The organism is Corynebacterium cystitidis, from assembly GCF_900187295.1.
GTDB lineage: Bacteria > Actinomycetota > Actinomycetes > Mycobacteriales > Mycobacteriaceae > Corynebacterium > Corynebacterium cystitidis.
In genome coordinates this window covers 837,094-851,643 of the sequence record NZ_LT906473.1, presented here as the reverse complement: position 1 = coordinate 851,643, position 14,550 = coordinate 837,094, and the positions used below count along the sequence as shown (strand labels likewise).

At 57.6% G+C, this 14,550-nt stretch carries 16 protein-coding genes; 2 read left to right on the top strand and 14 right to left on the bottom strand.

What is annotated here, in order from left to right; translation table 11 throughout:
• Window positions 1-100: 100 nt before the first annotated feature.
• The gene (locus tag CKV99_RS04035) at window positions 101-550 is read left to right on the top strand and encodes a LapA family protein (protein ID WP_092255648.1); all 450 of its coding nucleotides are present in this window, start codon (window positions 101-103) and stop codon (window positions 548-550) included.
• Here the strand turns inward: CKV99_RS04035 and CKV99_RS04030 are convergent.
• The 5 genes from CKV99_RS04030 to rpsB all read right to left on the bottom strand — a co-directional run bounded on the left by CKV99_RS04030 (window position 547) and on the right by rpsB (window position 5,055).
• The gene (locus CKV99_RS04030) at window positions 547-1,392 is read right to left on the bottom strand and encodes a phosphatidate cytidylyltransferase (protein ID WP_092254762.1); all 846 of its coding nucleotides are present in this window, start codon (window positions 1,390-1,392) and stop codon (window positions 547-549) included. The genes CKV99_RS04035 and CKV99_RS04030 overlap by 4 nt on opposite strands.
• A 108-nt stretch (window positions 1,393-1,500) precedes the next feature.
• Window positions 1,501-2,058: a ribosome recycling factor gene (gene frr, locus CKV99_RS04025; protein ID WP_092254759.1), complete on the bottom strand. Its 558-nt coding sequence runs from the start codon at window positions 2,056-2,058 to the stop codon at window positions 1,501-1,503.
• Between the two features lie 98 nt (window positions 2,059-2,156).
• On the bottom strand, window positions 2,157-2,840 hold the full coding sequence (gene pyrH, locus CKV99_RS04020) for a UMP kinase (protein WP_218141569.1): 684 nt from the start codon (window positions 2,838-2,840) through the stop codon (window positions 2,157-2,159).
• Window positions 2,841-3,167: 327 nt separating this feature from the next.
• On the bottom strand, window positions 3,168-3,995 hold the full coding sequence (gene tsf / locus CKV99_RS04015; RefSeq protein ID WP_092254753.1) for a translation elongation factor Ts: 828 nt from the start codon (window positions 3,993-3,995) through the stop codon (window positions 3,168-3,170).
• Window positions 3,996-4,182: 187 nt separating this feature from the next.
• Window positions 4,183-5,055 (bottom strand): 30S ribosomal protein S2, encoded by an 873-nt coding sequence (gene rpsB, locus CKV99_RS04010; protein WP_092254750.1) that lies wholly within the window; start codon window positions 5,053-5,055, stop codon window positions 4,183-4,185.
• Window positions 5,056-5,382: 327 nt separating this feature from the next.
• On the opposite strand from rpsB, the gene CKV99_RS04005 reads away from it, so the two are divergent.
• Complete coding sequence (locus CKV99_RS04005; protein ID WP_092254747.1) at window positions 5,383-5,889, top strand: M23 family metallopeptidase; 507 nt, start codon at window positions 5,383-5,385, stop codon at window positions 5,887-5,889.
• On the opposite strand, the gene xerA is transcribed toward CKV99_RS04005, so the two are convergent.
• The 9 genes from xerA to CKV99_RS03960 form a co-directional block, all read right to left on the bottom strand.
• Entirely contained in the window at window positions 5,852-6,757 is a 906-nt protein-coding gene (gene xerA / locus CKV99_RS04000; protein WP_092254744.1) for a site-specific tyrosine recombinase/integron integrase, read from the bottom strand. The genes CKV99_RS04005 and xerA overlap by 38 nt on opposite strands.
• 9 nt (window positions 6,758-6,766) lie before the next feature.
• The gene (locus CKV99_RS03995; protein WP_092254741.1) at window positions 6,767-7,930 is read right to left on the bottom strand and encodes a DNA-processing protein DprA; all 1,164 of its coding nucleotides are present in this window, start codon (window positions 7,928-7,930) and stop codon (window positions 6,767-6,769) included.
• The gene (locus CKV99_RS03990) at window positions 7,927-9,444 is read right to left on the bottom strand and encodes a YifB family Mg chelatase-like AAA ATPase (RefSeq protein WP_092254738.1); all 1,518 of its coding nucleotides are present in this window, start codon (window positions 9,442-9,444) and stop codon (window positions 7,927-7,929) included. Before CKV99_RS03990 ends, CKV99_RS03995 begins: the two co-directional genes overlap by 4 nt.
• Window positions 9,431-9,793 (bottom strand): YraN family protein, encoded by a 363-nt coding sequence (locus tag CKV99_RS03985; RefSeq protein WP_092254736.1) that lies wholly within the window; start codon window positions 9,791-9,793, stop codon window positions 9,431-9,433. Before CKV99_RS03985 ends, CKV99_RS03990 begins: the two co-directional genes overlap by 14 nt.
• Window positions 9,794-9,939: 146 nt before the next feature.
• Window positions 9,940-10,248: a DUF2469 domain-containing protein gene (locus CKV99_RS03980; RefSeq protein ID WP_092254733.1), complete on the bottom strand. Its 309-nt coding sequence runs from the start codon at window positions 10,246-10,248 to the stop codon at window positions 9,940-9,942.
• Complete coding sequence (locus CKV99_RS03975; protein WP_092254730.1) at window positions 10,238-10,894, bottom strand: ribonuclease HII; 657 nt, start codon at window positions 10,892-10,894, stop codon at window positions 10,238-10,240. Before CKV99_RS03975 ends, CKV99_RS03980 begins: the two co-directional genes overlap by 11 nt.
• 1 nt (window position 10,895) lies before the next feature.
• Window positions 10,896-11,651, bottom strand: coding sequence for a signal peptidase I (gene lepB, locus CKV99_RS03970; RefSeq protein WP_092254727.1), 756 nt, complete (start codon window positions 11,649-11,651; stop codon window positions 10,896-10,898).
• Between the two features lie 99 nt (window positions 11,652-11,750).
• A complete protein-coding gene (rplS, locus tag CKV99_RS03965; RefSeq protein ID WP_092254724.1) occupies window positions 11,751-12,098 on the bottom strand; it encodes a 50S ribosomal protein L19 in 348 nt (115 codons plus the stop codon).
• 117 nt (window positions 12,099-12,215) lie between these two features.
• Entirely contained in the window at window positions 12,216-14,501 is a 2,286-nt protein-coding gene (locus tag CKV99_RS03960) for a Tex family protein (protein ID WP_092254721.1), read from the bottom strand.
• Window positions 14,502-14,550 lie beyond the last annotated feature (49 nt).

Below are 14,550 nucleotides of genomic sequence, written 5' to 3'. Positions count from 1 at the left end.
TGCAGGTAGCAAGCTTAGTATTGATCCAGTGGCACATCGTAAATCGAACAAAACGACGGGTGAACTGCCACCATCACACCGCCGGGTTTACACTTGGGGCATGACACACGAACATAACCCTGTAAACCAGCCGGGCGCTTATCCGGACCAGTTTGATGCCACAAGTCAGCCACCAGCTACGCGCGACGAATCAGTCTACATCACTGAAGAGTCGAACTCCACGCGCGAACAACCGCGGCAGGAGCCTGACTACGAGCCTCGTCGAGAAGTAACCAGAGAAGAAACCAAGGAGCAGACAAAGGTGAAGGGGTCCTTCGCCGGAGGCACATGGGCTGCGCTAATTATTGGCGCGTTTCTGCTTATCGTGCTTATCGTGTTCATTCTGCAGAATCAGCAAGAAGTAGAAATTACCTTCTTGCAGTGGACTGTCCACTTCCCTGCCGCAATCGCCTATCTGCTCTCCGCGATCACTGGCGCTTTGATCATGGCCCTGGTGGGTGGCTGGCGCATTATTGAGCTGCGCCGCCAAGTGAAGAAAGCCAGCCGCTAAATTGCGATTACGCTCAACACCAGCCAGGTTGCTGCGGCGGCAGGAAGCATCCCATCGAGACGGTCCATGAGACCGCCGTGGCCTGGCAGGATCTTCGACATATCTTTAATGCCCAGCTCACGTTTGAATTGGCTTTCGACTAAGTCACCCATCGTGGCGCACACGACGAGTGCGAAACCGAGGACCAAACCAATCCACCAGGATGCGTGTAAGAGAAAGATTACGCATAACACCCCGGTGACCATCCCGAAGACCACGGATCCAACGAAGCCTTCCCACGATTTCTTCGGGCTTACCGCTGGAGCCATGGGGTGGGATCCAAACATTACGCCGGCGACGTAACCTCCGATATCGGACGCGACAACACACAGCATAAACGTGAGAATGAATAGCGGGCCCGACACCTCCCACCTTTCCAGTTTGGAAAGCATAGCGGCGAACGCGCCAAACAATGGGATCCAAACCAACACAAAGATGCATACCGCGGTATCACGCAAATAATTCTTTGGGGGTGTCGTACGCCCATGGTGGAATAAGCGCCCAAACATGAGCAGTAATACACTCATGGTGAAGGCGAAGAGCAGACCGGCTGCATCAAAGGGCCACGTCGCCCAGATCATCACTTGCCCCAAAATGATCATGATTGTGCGGGGCAACACGTAGCCTACTTCACGCAGACGGGTCAACACTTCGTACATGGCAACGCCAACTGCAACGGCCACCAACGGGTACCACCCCACCGGGCCGGCAATCAGGGCAATGATGACGATAACGCCAAGGAGAGCGCCCACGGCGATTGCTTGCCGTAGGTCTCGGCCAGCCGAGTTTTTCGGCTTGGGCATCTCGAGGTGAAGTTTCTCCTCAAGATGTTGTCGCGCACGGTCCCGTTTTCGGCGCCGCGCCTGTTCTTGTTTCTTAATCAAATTCGTGAGGTCGCTACTCAAAGGGCTTTAGATCTCCATCAACTCTGCTTCCTTGTTTTCCACCAAGTCATCGATCTGCTTGACATACTTGGCGGTGATACCGTCAAGCTCCTTTTCCGCCGCGGTTACTTCGTCCTCACCAGCATCGCCGTCTTTCTGAATCTTCTTTAGCCCGTCCATACCATTACGACGAATATTCCGGACTGCGATCTTACCGTCTTCACCCTTCGACTTTGCTAGTTTCACCATGTCGCGACGACGCTCTTCGGTCAGTTGCGGGATGGTCACACGCAACACCTGGCCATCATTGGTCGGGTTGACTCCAAGATCAGAATTGCGGATCGCGTCTTCAATATCGCCCATTGTGGACATGTCGTACGGCTTGATAAGGAGCATGCGCGGTTCAGGTACCGAGATCGTTGCCATCTGGTTAATCGGCGTTGGGGCGCCGTAAAAGTCAGCCACCACACCATTGAACATCGCTGGGTTTGCACGGCCGGTACGAATCGTTACCAGTTCCTCACGCGTGTGCTCAACGGAGTTTCCCATGCGTTCTTCGGCGTCCAACAGGATGTCATCAATCATAGTGGTTCCTTTAGGTCTCAGATTTAGTCCAGCTTCTAATCTTAGCAGCGGGTGTTACCCCACCACTCTACCCGACCTCATACCCTGCATACGCTGGGCTAGGCGACGAGCGTGCCGATCTGCTCGCCTGCGATTGCACGCTTGATGTTGCCGTGCTCCAACAGATTAAACACGAGTATGGGCATGTTGTTGTCCATACACAGTGAGAACGCGGTGGCATCTGCAACCTTCAGGCCCTTTTCGATGACCTCGCGAGGGCTGATCTCCGTGAACAATTCCGCGTTTGGGTTGGTACGGGGGTCATCGGAGTAGACGCCGTCGACTGCTTTCGCCATGAGCAGCACCTCGCAACCGATTTCTAAGGCGCGCTGTGCGGCGGTGGTATCCGTAGAGAAGTACGGCATACCCATACCCGCACCGAAGATGACTACGCGACCTTTCTCAAGGTGGCGTGCTGCACGCAACGGTAGGTAAGGCTCTGCAATCTGGGCCATGTTAATGGCGGTCTGCACACGAGTGTCGATGCCCCGCTGCTGCAAGAAGTCCTGGAGTGCCAGGCAGTTCATCACCGTGCCGAGCATACCCATATAGTCGGAGCGCGCGCGGTCCATGCCACGCTGCTGCAGCTCAGCTCCGCGGAAGAAGTTACCGCCACCGATGACAACAGCGATCTCAGCGCCAGTGGATGCAACCTCGGCGATTTGTGTGGCAACGTTTTCAACAACGTCAGGATCGATACCGACTTCACCGCCACCGAACATCTCACCACCTAACTTGAGCATCACGCGCTTATAACCTTGACGTTGTGGGGATTCCGGGGCAGACACTGCTGTAGGCTCCTTAAAGGTGGTGTGTAAAACTGCTCCCATACTACCTGCTCACCACGCACAGACCCACTCGCCTAGCCACTGGGAGCTTCGGAGGAGACGAACTAACTGGTCTCCGAGCCGACCTGAAGCAAATTCGATCTCCACACAACAATCTCGAGCTGCCACTCTTGCTAGATTTGTTTCAAACCGAATGATCACGCTTTGCGTTGCTTTTGACACCAAAACCCCCGGGAAAGCCTTCTAAAGAAAAGCTGCCGGGGGCTTAAGAGTTACAGCGATTTACTGCTGACCAACCTCGAAGCGAGCGAAGTCAGTGATTTCCACACCGTTTTCTTCGCAGAACTGCTTGGTGGTCTTCTTGGAGTCAGCCAGTGCAGGCTGCTCCAGCAGGACGATGTCCTTGAAGAATGCGCCAACGCGACCCTCGACGATCTTGTCGATCGCGGCTTCCGGTTTGCCCTCGTTGCGGGTGATCTCTTCCTGAACAGCGCGCTCTTTCTCCACAACGTCGGCAGGAACCTGGTCACGGGTGAGGTAGCGGGCTTTCATGGCCGCGATCTGCAAAGCGACCTGGTGAGCGGCCTCATCAGCCTTCTCGCCCTCGCCGGTGTAGGCAACCAAAACACCAACAGCTGGGGGCAGATCAGCAGAGCGCTGGTGTAGGTACTTGTGGGTCTTGTCGCCTTCGACGGTGACTGCGCGACGCAGCTCCAGCTTCTCGCCAATCTTTGCGGACAGTTCCTGCAGGACGTCGTGTGCGGTCTTGCCGTCGACGTCAGCGTTTGCGAGCTCCTCTTGAGAGTTTGCCTTCACTGCTGCGGCGGCATCAGCGATCTTGCCTGCGACATCCTTGAACTCCTGGTTTTTAGCCACGAAGTCAGTCTCGGCATTCACCTCGATCATGGTGTTACCGGAGACTGCGATCAGACCTTCGAGAGCGTTGCGCTCTGCGCGCTTACCCACGTCTTTTGCACCTTGGACGCGCAAGATTTCGACAGCCTTGTCGAAGTCGCCACCGGATTCTTCCAGAGCCTTCTTGCAGTCCATCATGCCGGAGCCGGTCATCTCGCGGAGCTTCTTAACATCAGCAGCGGTGTAGTTCGCCATAGTGGGCGATCCTCCTCGTTAAATCGTGATCAGTATCAGTTGTTGATCTTGTAAAAAGACTAGTCGACTGCCAGTGCACTGGCATGTCAAAAACGACTACACCCCCGGTGAACCTGACGTGCGCCCTGATTGTGATCGGACGTGGCGCAGGGCACGAGGGGTGATAATCGTTACTGAAAGCGCGGTGTTAAGCCTCGGTCTTTTCCTCAGCCTTCGACTCTTCAGCCTTGGTCTCTTCTACCTGGGCTGGCGCCTCGGCAGTCTCGGCTGCCTCAGAGTTCTCGGAAGCCTCTGCTGCAGCAGATGCGTCGTTGGCTGCTTTCTCATCGGTGTCGCCAGCCTGCTCACGAGCAGCCGCTAGCTGGCGCTCTTCGCGCGCCTGCTTACCAGCGATAACCGCCTCACCGATGACGTGGGTGAGAACCTTGACGGACCGAATTGCGTCGTCGTTGCCCGGGATTGGGAAGTTCACCACGTCTGGGTCACAGTTGGTATCCAGGATTGCGACAACTGGGATACGCAGCTTTTCAGCCTCTGCGACTGCGATGTGTTCTTTGTTGGTGTCCACGATCCACAGGGCGGAAGGCACCTTGGTCATGTCGGAGATACCGCCCAGGACGCGCTCCAGCTTGGTGCGCTCGCGGTTCAGCATCAGGACTTCCTTCTTGCCGCGACCTGCGTAGCCGTCTTCGGCTGCGTCCATTGCCTGCAGTTCCTTCATGCGGCGCAGACGCTTGGACACGGTTTGGAAGTTGGTCAGCATGCCGCCGAGCCAGCGGTGGTTGACGTATGGCATACCAACGCGGTCTGCCTCTTCCTGTACTGCTTCCTGAGCCTGCTTCTTAGTTCCGACGAACAAGATGGTGCCACCGTGTGCGACGGTTTCCTTGACGAATTCGTAAGCCTCGTCGATGTAGGTCAGCGTCTGCTGCAGGTCAATGATGTAGATGCCGTTACGGTCAGTGAAGATGAAGCGACGCATCTTCGGGTTCCAGCGACGGGTCTGGTGGCCAAAGTGCACACCAGCGTCGAGGAGTTCGCGCATGGTTACAACTGCCATGGGAAGCTCTCCTTCGGAGTAAAATCAGTTCGGTTACATGTCAATGCACAGGTTTTTATCCTGCGCCCTAGCGACGAGCCACTTCAACACCCAGCTCAGCTGGGACCGTTGTCGAAGATAGCGCCGTGATAACCACGGTGAATCGTCGCGCGTAGTCAGCGGGCCGAGTAGCCCCGAAAGGCTGTAGACACACTGCTGTTGCCTAGTGTAGACCCTTGGCACACTTTCGGCCAAACGAAAAGGCACCGTTATCCACAGGGCTTATTTCATCCACAGATTATCGGGTACCTGCCTGCGACGTTGCTTCGGTTTTGCGACGATACAGCTATGAACCACATTCGCTTTTCGCTCAGCGCACTGCTGCTGATTGCCACTGTCCTTTTGTCTTCTCCCCTCGCCTGGGCTTATATCGATCCCACCACAGGCGAAACGTCGGCCGGCAGGGTGTTGCGCGGCGCCGACATCCCAGAGAAAAATTGGCTTCCCGGCCACCGTGGGGTCGACCTCGAGCTTGCCGTCGGCGCCGACGTCCTCGCAGCTGAGGATGGCATCGTCGCTTTTCGTGGGGTGGTCGCTGGCACGCCGGTAATTTCCATCGACCACGCAGATGGGATACGCACGACCTATCAGCCTGTGCATTCACTTCTCGACGAGGGCGAGCCGGTATCCGCAGGTGATGTGATTGGGCGGCTGGGTCACGCAACCGATGGTTACCCTGGTTTGCATTGGGGTGCGTTGATCGCGCGAGATACGTATATCAATCCGTTGTCACTTCTCGACGAACCAGTGATTCGCCTTAAGCCCGTGGATGCGCCCGCGCGTAGACCTCTTTAAGCCGCTGCGCCGAAACGTGGGTGTAAATTTGGGTGGTCTGTAAGGATGAATGGCCGAGCAACTCCTGGACCACGCGCAGATCGGCCCCACCTTCAAGTAAATGGGTAGCGGCGGAGTGACGCAGTTCGTGCGGGGTGAGTTCGCTCACACCTGCTCGTTGTCCAGCGCGCTCGACGATGCGGCGGACTTGACGTTGATTAATGCGCCCACCACGAACCCCGACGAAAAGCGCGTCGGTGTCCGAGGCCAGGTCGTCGCGGGCACCCTCGATCCAGGCGCGAAGTGCTGATGTGGCCTGTGTACCGAAGGGAACTACGCGTTGTTTGTTGCCCTTACCTGTCACGCGGGCTTGCTGGCGTTTGAGGTCGATATCGTCGATATCAAGTCCGACGAGTTCTGCCACTCGCATGCCGGTGGCGTACAGCGTTTCTAGCATCGCCTGGTCGCGCAACTGTTCTGGGCCCGCCTGGTCGGGGGCTAAGACGTCGGGGGCCTGGACAATGTCTTTAGCACGTTCCGCGTTAACTACTGTGGGTAGGTGTCGGTTGATTTTCGGGGTGGCAAGTCGTGCCGCAACATCAGAGTTTATGTGTCCGTGGTTGTACGCCCAGGTGGAAAATGACCGGGCTGCTGCGGTGCGGCGGGCAAGCGTAGTGCGTGCTAAGCCTTGGTGCACGGCGTCGGCAAGCCATGAACGAAGCGTAGTCAACGACAATGATCGGAAGGTCGGCGCATACTCAGTCAGTGTTGCAAGGTCTGAGCGGTAGGCGCGTACGGTGGCCTCGGAACGGCTCTGGACGAAGCGTAGGTAGTCGGCGAAGTCTTCGATGGCTTCGCCGACTTGGGTAATTTCACTCCTGTCACTCACGTTTCATTACTATACCCGTTGCCAGAGACTGCCTTCCCGGATTACAAGGCCACGCTTAGCCAGATCCACCAGCAAATGCACTGTGAGGGCGACCGGCAGATTACTCTTCGCCGCGATCTCCTCGGCGGTCAGGTGGGTTCCACCCGGCGCGGGCATGGCATCATAAACACGCAGCTCATTACGTGAAAGTTGCTGGACAGGGGTAGCTTCAAACTCCAGTTCCAGCTGCTCATCCATATCAACGGTGCCTACCGCTGCGATATTGGCATGCACTTCTCGCACATCGGCGATGGGAATAACTTGATGGTTACGGATCCGCACATTGCACCCTGCGGAACTGATGTCAGTGATCGGACCCGGCACTGCCATCGCCACTCGGGCAAATTGCTGCGCCCGCGTCAACGTATTCAATGCTCCCGAACGGTACCCAGCTTGGGTCACTACTGTCCCCTGTGACAGTGCTGCTACCAGCCGGTTACGTTCCAAAAACCGGTACCTCTGCACAGAACTGCGGGGATAGTATTCGGTGAGCAAGGCCCCACCTGCTTCCACTATCCGCTCGAACAAATCAGTGTTGTGCCGCGGGTAGACGTAGCCAGGCCCACCCGCCATCACCACTACGGTGGGCGTGCCTCGTTCTAGTGCCACGGTGTGCGCCTGCGTATCCACGCCTAGCGCCCCTCCGGAGATGATGGTGTACTGGTGTGCCGCTACGTCTTCTGCGATTCCGCGTGTGACGGCCTTGCCGTAGTCGGTGATGGTACGCGTGCCGACGATGGCCACTGACCGAGCAGCCAACTGCCCTAAGTTGGTGTTACCACGCACCCACAACCCGTGCGGTAGAGTCAGTTCGCCAACCGATGTTTTCTGATTAATCGTTGCATCCTGTGCAGCCGCCTGAAACGCGGTGGTAAATTCTGCACGTGGCCACCGGTTATCGTCCGGAGTAAGAAGCTCAAACCCTTCACGGTCTGCCTCCTCCAACATCTGGTGTGGGCTGGCGCGGTAGCGTGTGGCAGTTTCGTCATAGAGGGGCCCGATCCAGCTTTCCCGGTTTTTAATGCCGGCGACGATTTCTTCTGGGCTGCGCTGTGCGCGGAGCAGGCTTTGCAGGTTCTGGGATGGCCCATCGACCACACTTTTGAGGTATGCCCAGGTGAGAAGCGATGTCATGCTGCCACCTGCCCGCCTGGAACGTCGCGGAGCTCTGCTGCTCGCGCGACATGATCAAGATCGGGTTGCGTCGCGTTGTCCAGATCCGCCAAAGTCCACGCCACCTTCATTGTCTTGTCCACTCCGCGCTGGGTGAGATCACCTGCAGCTAGGTAGGCACCCAACATCGCCATCCCCGCCTCGGTTGCTGGGAAGTCCCGGCGCAGCCTGGCTCCCGAAACCGTTGCATTGTTGATATCCCCTAGCCCTGCCGTGGACCACCGAGCCCGGCTACGTTCATGAGCTGCAGCTACTCGGTCGGCGATCGCACGTGATGGCTCGGAACCATGTGCGTGGAGCACCGCGGTGTCCCCGCTGGTCTGCACAGAAATGTCGACACGATCACGCAACGGCCCTGACAGATTGCTTAAATAGGTGGTGCGCTGGCGGGACGTACACGTACACCCTTTCCAATCAGCCGCCCCACACCGGCATGGATTTGCGGCCATTACCAGCTGAAATTGGGCGGGAAATACTACCTCTCTTTGTGCCCGCGACAAGCGCACACAACCTTCCTCGAGTGGCACCCGCAACCCATCGAGCACGGCTGCCGGTATCTCACTGACCTCGTCGAGGAATAACACGCCGTGGTGGGCAAGACTGACCGCGCCGGGCATGGGACGCCCGCTACCACCGCCGATCAGTGCAGCTTTTGTGATGGCTGGGTGCGGCGCTACATACGGTGCGTGTGTGATCACTTCCGAGGCGGTCTCTGTTGCCACCGAGTGCACGGCCGTTGCCTCGACCATCTGTGTCGTGCTCAGCGGGGGCAGGATCGACGGCATGCGTGCTGCCAACATTGATTTTCCGGAGCCGGGTGGGCCTGTCATAAATACGTGGTGACCTCCAGCAGCAGCCACTTCGAGTGCCCACTTCGCTGAAGTTTGGCCCGCGATGTCCGCGAAGTCAGCGCACGCGGGTGCGGCGGGGCGTGGTCCCGCCACATCTATAGCGGCGGCCAGCTCGCACTGGTTTTGTGCCCACCCCCACACCTCAGCAAGATCATCGGCAACCAGGATGGAGCGATCACCTAAAAGTGCGGCTTCGTCAGCATTGGCGCGCGGAATAATCTTATAGTCTACGGGTGCGTCGGCGAGCAGCATGGGCAGCACACCGTCGACGGGTCGCAGCCGCCCGTCGAGGCCGAGCTCCCCGGCCAAAAGGGTGCGTTCCAGTACAGGAACGAGTTCTGGAATAAAGGTGCTGAGCACCGCGACGGCTACCGGTAGGTCAAAGTGGGAGCCCGCCTTGGGCAGATTCGCAGGCGACAGCGACACGGTGATTTTCGTCTTTGGCCACGGTAGACGCGCGTTACTTACGGCCGTGCGGATCCGGTCTCGCGACTCTTTAACCGCCGCGCCTGCCAACCCCACAATGAACATGCCGGGTAGCCCGTTTCCGATGTTGGCTTCTACCATCACTGGGTGTGCTACCACCCCTTCCACGGTGGCGGAATACGTTCTAGCAAGCGCCATTGTCCACCCCTTCGAATAGCTCTACCGCGAAGGTATCCCCCACCACGTTCAGTGCCAGCACGTCGAATCGCACCGGCGCATACGGCTTATCCATCAGCCATCGCAATGCTGCCCGACGCATTCTGTCCAACTTGCGCTGGGTGACGGATTCAGCGTTGCCGAAACCTAATCCGGACCTGGTCTTTACCTCTACGAACACCACCGTTCCATCGGTTTCTCTCACAATCAGGTCAAGTTCACCGAAGGTGTAGTACACGTTGCGCGCAAGTACGGTTGCCCCGCGGCGTTCATAAAAGTCGGCGGCGGCCTGTTCCCCACGACGCGCCAACGACATCCGAGTAGTCGTCATTGTTTCCCCCTGAGAATGAATGTTGGTACACCCTCATCATCCACGCCCGTGAGGTGGGCGTCGATAAGCGCATAAAAAATGCCCGAAATCTGTGGAAAACAACATTTTTATCCACAGATTTCGGAGCAAATCCCGAGAAAGGCTATCTAATCATCGGGGAAAATAAGGTCAGGCTTATCAAGTTCTTCGATATTGACATCTTTGTACGTAATGACGCGCACGTAGCGCACGAAGCGCACGGCACGGTACATGTCCCACACCCACGCATCGGACATGCGCACCTCGTAGTAGACATCCTTGCCCTCAGTGTGCGGGATCAGCTCCACGGCGTTGGCTAGGTAGAAACGGCGATCTGTTTCCACCACATAAGAAAACTGGCTGACCACGTCGCGATACTCCCGATAAAGGCTCAGCTCAACCTCTGCCTCGTAGTTATCCAGTTCCTCAGCGCTCATGGGCACGCACTCCTTCTTGGTACATCGCGTTGGCTGCAGCCACGTTGGCATAAGTGTAACGATGCAAAGGCGTTGCCCCGTGGCGGCGCACCGCATTCATATGGGCTTTTGTGCCGTAGCCCTTATGCTTATCCAGCCCATACTCGGGATAATCTTGCGCGAGCTTGACCACGAGCCGATCCCGGCTCACCTTCGCCAACACACTTGCCGCTGCTATGCAACGGGCAGTGTAATCACCCCCTACGATGGGCAGCTGAGGCTGAGTAAGGCCAGGCACATGGAAAGCGTCGATAAGCACGTAGCCGGGCCGCACACGCAAGCCCGCTACCGCCCTGCGTGCCCCGTCCAGGTTGGCATTCTGGATTCCACGGGCGTCAATTGTTGCTGCGCTGATATGTACCACGTTGAAGGCGGTTGCGCATTTAACGATCACATCAAAAAGTTCATCGCGACGCTTCGCGGTGAGCTTTTTCGAATCGGTCAGCCGGTCAAGCTCCGGGATCACGCGGTCCGGCAGGATGCAGGCCGCAATCGTGATTGGGCCGAAACAAGCACCACGGCCAGCCTCGTCGATCCCTGCGGCAGGACCGAGTCCCGCTTTCGACAGTGCAACCTCATAGGTGCGCAGCTGCTGTAGCCGACGCACGCTACTGCTGGATATCCGGGTCTTCAACCGCCCCGAAACGACCGAGAGGCAGGATAATCAGCTGCACTTTACCGCGCAGATTCTCCTCCGGGATCGCCCCCTGGTGTGGGTCACCAATGTGGTAGCGCGAGTCCAGCGAGTTAGTGCGATTATCGCCCATCATGAAGTAGTGATCTTCCGGCACCTGGATAGGGCCGAAGTAGTCACCACCGCAGGCCTGCGACCCAGTCTCAGGATTGACCGGGTAGGTGGGGGGCTGCAGTGTGTAAGACTGGTCAATCGCCTGCCCATCAACCATCACCGCCGGATCGCCTTCCTGGCACGACACCGTCTGCCCACCGGTAGCCACAATGCGTTTGACCAGATTATTCTCATCAGGAGCCACCAAACCCACATAAGACCCCAGTTTCTGCAAGCCGCGAACCACACCATTGTCACTGCGCTGGGAAACAAACCCCTGGTTCCACGAATCAGTGCCCTCGAACACCACAACATCACCGGCTTTCGGTTCGCTGAAGTAGTACGAGACCTTTTCGACGAAAATCCGGTCCCCAGTGCAGCCCTCACAGCCGTGTAGGGTGGGCTCCATTGATGCCGACGGGATTAAATAAATACGCCCCACAAACGCCTGCAGCACGAAGATGATCGCGAAGGTCACAACAATTACCAGTGGAATTTCGATATACCACGGGGTAGTTTTTTCTTCTTGCTCTTCCTGGTTCGGATCCTCAGATGCCGCGTTAGTTGAAGTGGTCACAAGGGGCTACTTTAGCAGCCTGGTTCAGAAAAAGCGCCCCCGGCACCTGCCAAGAATCTGACAGTGTGGCGGGGGCGCTCCTCGAAAAGCGTCCTCAGACTAGCGGCGTTCTTTAATACGCGCTGCCTTGCCGCGCAGATCGCGCATGTAGTACAGCTTCGCGCGACGAACCTTGCCACGGCGGTCTACCTTGATCGACTCGATGTTTGGAGAGTGCACTGGGAAAGTACGCTCCACACCGATACCGAAAGAGATCTTGCGTACGGTGAAAGTCTCGCGGATACCGTCGCCCTGGCGGCGGATGCACACACCCTTGAACAGCTGGGTACGGATGGTGGAACCCTCGATGACCTTCACGTTAACGTCCAGGGTGTCGCCCGGGCGGAAGTCTGGGATGTCGTCGCGCAGCTGGGCTGCATCAATCTTGTCGATTATGCCGTTGCTCATTGAAGCAATCCTTTTCAATTCTGGATAGAGGATCCTGGCGGCTTCTCCCGCGCGGGGCGCTCGTGCCGGTTCATATCAGCTACAAAGTACAAGCGAATATTGTGCCACAGACCAGGCCTACTGGCCAAATCCAGCCTTGCGCAGCGCATCCGCCATACTGCCAGAGCCGGCGGAACCGCCAGACCGACGCTTTGCGGGCGCCTTCTTCTTCTTCGCGCCCTTCCTCCTAGCTGCGGCGGCGCGAGCCGGCGCGCCAGGTTCGTCGTCAAGGCGCAGGCTCAACCCGATGCGCTGACGTTCAACGTCAACGTCCATCACTTTCACCTTGACCACTTCACCAGAGCGCACAACGTCGTGCGGGTCTTTAACAAAAGTAGTGCTCATCGCGGAGACGTGAACGAGACCGTCTTGGTGCACACCGACATCTACGAACGCGCCGAAAGCGGCAACGTTGGTCACGGTGCCTTCTAGAATCATGCCAGGGGTCAAGTCCGAGACCTTGTTGACACCTTCCTTGAACGTGGCTGTCTTAAACTCGGGGCGCGGATCGCGGCCTGGTTTGTCCAGCTCGGCAATAATATCAGTGACGGTTGGCACGCCGAAAGTATCGTCTGCGAAGTCCGCGGGCTTGAGTTTCTCCAGCACACGCGTGTTGCCGATCAATTCATCGACATTCAGGCCGGTACTGGAAGCGATCTTTTCGACGACAGGGTACGCCTCTGGGTGAACTGCCGACCCGTCCAGCGGCTGGCTGCCACCATTAATACGCAGGAATCCAGCGCACTGCTCGAACGCTTTCGGGCCCAAGCGTGGCACCTTGCATAGCTCCTTGCGTGTTGCAAAACTGCCGTTGTCGTCGCGGTAGGCCACAATATTTTTTGCCAGGGTGTTGGAGATGCCGGCAACACGCTCTAGCAAAGGCACCGACGCGGTATTGAGATCCACGCCCACGGCATTCACGGCATCCTCAACCACATCATCGAGTGTTTTCGCCAGTGCTGTTTGGTTCACGTCGTGCTGATACTGGCCCACACCGATCGACTTTGGATCCACCTTGACCAGCTCCGCTAGTGGGTCCTGTAGGCGACGAGCGATAGACACTGCGGAACGCAGCGAGACATCCATGTCGGGAAATTCTTGAGCCGCGATCTCGCTGGCCGAATACACCGACGCACCGGATTCGCTGACGACGACAGGGGTGGGTCGAACTCCCCCAGCTTTCTCAATCAGGTCTGCGACTTCTCCTGCCAACTTCTCTGACTCACGGCTCGCCCTGCCGTTGCCAATCGCGATGAGTTCTACACCGTGCGCAGCCGCGAGCGTCGAAAGCTCTTGCACCGCCTGGGCCCACTGGTTTTGTGGCTGGTGCGGATACACGATAGTAGTGGCCAGCACCTTTCCGGTCTCATCCACCGCGGCGCACTTCACGCCGTTGCGATAGCCAGGGTCCAGCGCCAAGGTGGCGCGCTGGCCGGCCGGTGCTGCCAGCAACACGTCGCGTAAATTCGTAGCGAAGATCTCCAGCGCGCCCTGCTCCGCCTTTTCTTTGAGGCGCATGCGCGTATCCAGGCCCGAGGACACCAGCAGCTTTGTGCGCCAGCCCCACCGCACCGCCTGGGCTAACCACTCAGAGGTCTTAGTGTCCAGCTCAAAGCGGTCTGCGATCTTCTGCTCATAGATCGCGTCATCGCCGGGATCCAGATTCAGGGTGAGCACACCTTCTTTCTCGCCGCGCAGCAGCGCGAGAATGCGGTGCGAGGGCAGCGAAGTGAAGGCCTCATTGAAGTCGAAGTAGTCCTTGAACTTCGCACCTTCTTGCTCTTTACCTTCGACGACAGTGGCACGCATGGTTCCGGTCTTGTACATCTCCTCGCGCACCTCGCCGACCAAGTCAGCGTCGAGGGCAAACCGGTCGATGAGAATCGCGCGCGCACCGTCCAGCACCGCCTTTATGTCAGCAAAGCCTTCCGCGATGTACCCCTCGGCGAGCGTTTCAGGATCGGCAGAGGGATCGTCGATAAGCGAATCCGTCAGCGGCTCAATACCCGCCTCACGTGCGATATCCGCCTTCGTCTTGCGGCGCTTCTTAAACGGCAAGTAAAGATCCTCCAAGCGGGATTTGGTGTCGCAGGCCTCGATGAGCGCGCGCAACTCATCGGTTAGCTTTCCCTGCTCTTCAATAGCCTCAAGGATCGTTTGTTTACGCTCGGCGAGTTCGACGAGGTACGTAGTGCGCTCCTCAATGTGTCGCAGTTGGGCGTCGTCAAGCCCGCCGGTAGCCTCCTTACGGTAGCGGGAGATAAACGGCACAGTATTACCTTCAGCAAGCAGGCTCAGCGCTGCCTGGACCTGCGTATCTTTGATACCTAGTTCTTCTGCGATGGTGCGGGCAATAAATGTCATTCATGTGATTCTAGCGGATGCACCACTGCCCTATTGATGGCTGCCACAA

Coding starts and splice junctions, on each gene's coding strand:
- CKV99_RS04035 (WP_092255648.1), top strand. CDS start 101: ATGACACACGAACATAACCCTGTAAACCAGCCGGGCGCTTATCCGGAC.
- CKV99_RS04030 (WP_092254762.1), bottom strand. CDS start 1,392: ATGCCCAAGCCGAAAAACTCGGCTGGCCGAGACCTACGGCAAGCAATC.
- frr (WP_092254759.1), bottom strand. CDS start 2,058: ATGATTGATGACATCCTGTTGGACGCCGAAGAACGCATGGGAAACTCC.
- pyrH (WP_218141569.1), bottom strand. CDS start 2,840: ATGCTCAAGTTAGGTGGTGAGATGTTCGGTGGCGGTGAAGTCGGTATC.
- tsf (WP_092254753.1), bottom strand. CDS start 3,995: ATGGCGAACTACACCGCTGCTGATGTTAAGAAGCTCCGCGAGATGACC.
- rpsB (WP_092254750.1), bottom strand. CDS start 5,055: ATGGCAGTTGTAACCATGCGCGAACTCCTCGACGCTGGTGTGCACTTT.
- CKV99_RS04005 (WP_092254747.1), top strand. CDS start 5,383: ATGAACCACATTCGCTTTTCGCTCAGCGCACTGCTGCTGATTGCCACT.
- CKV99_RS03995 (WP_092254741.1), bottom strand. CDS start 7,930: ATGACATCGCTTCTCACCTGGGCATACCTCAAAAGTGTGGTCGATGGG.
- CKV99_RS03990 (WP_092254738.1), bottom strand. CDS start 9,444: ATGGCGCTTGCTAGAACGTATTCCGCCACCGTGGAAGGGGTGGTAGCA.
- CKV99_RS03985 (WP_092254736.1), bottom strand. CDS start 9,793: ATGACGACTACTCGGATGTCGTTGGCGCGTCGTGGGGAACAGGCCGCC.
- CKV99_RS03980 (WP_092254733.1), bottom strand. CDS start 10,248: ATGAGCGCTGAGGAACTGGATAACTACGAGGCAGAGGTTGAGCTGAGC.
- rplS (WP_092254724.1), bottom strand. CDS start 12,098: ATGAGCAACGGCATAATCGACAAGATTGATGCAGCCCAGCTGCGCGAC.
- CKV99_RS03960 (WP_092254721.1), bottom strand. CDS start 14,501: ATGACATTTATTGCCCGCACCATCGCAGAAGAACTAGGTATCAAAGAT.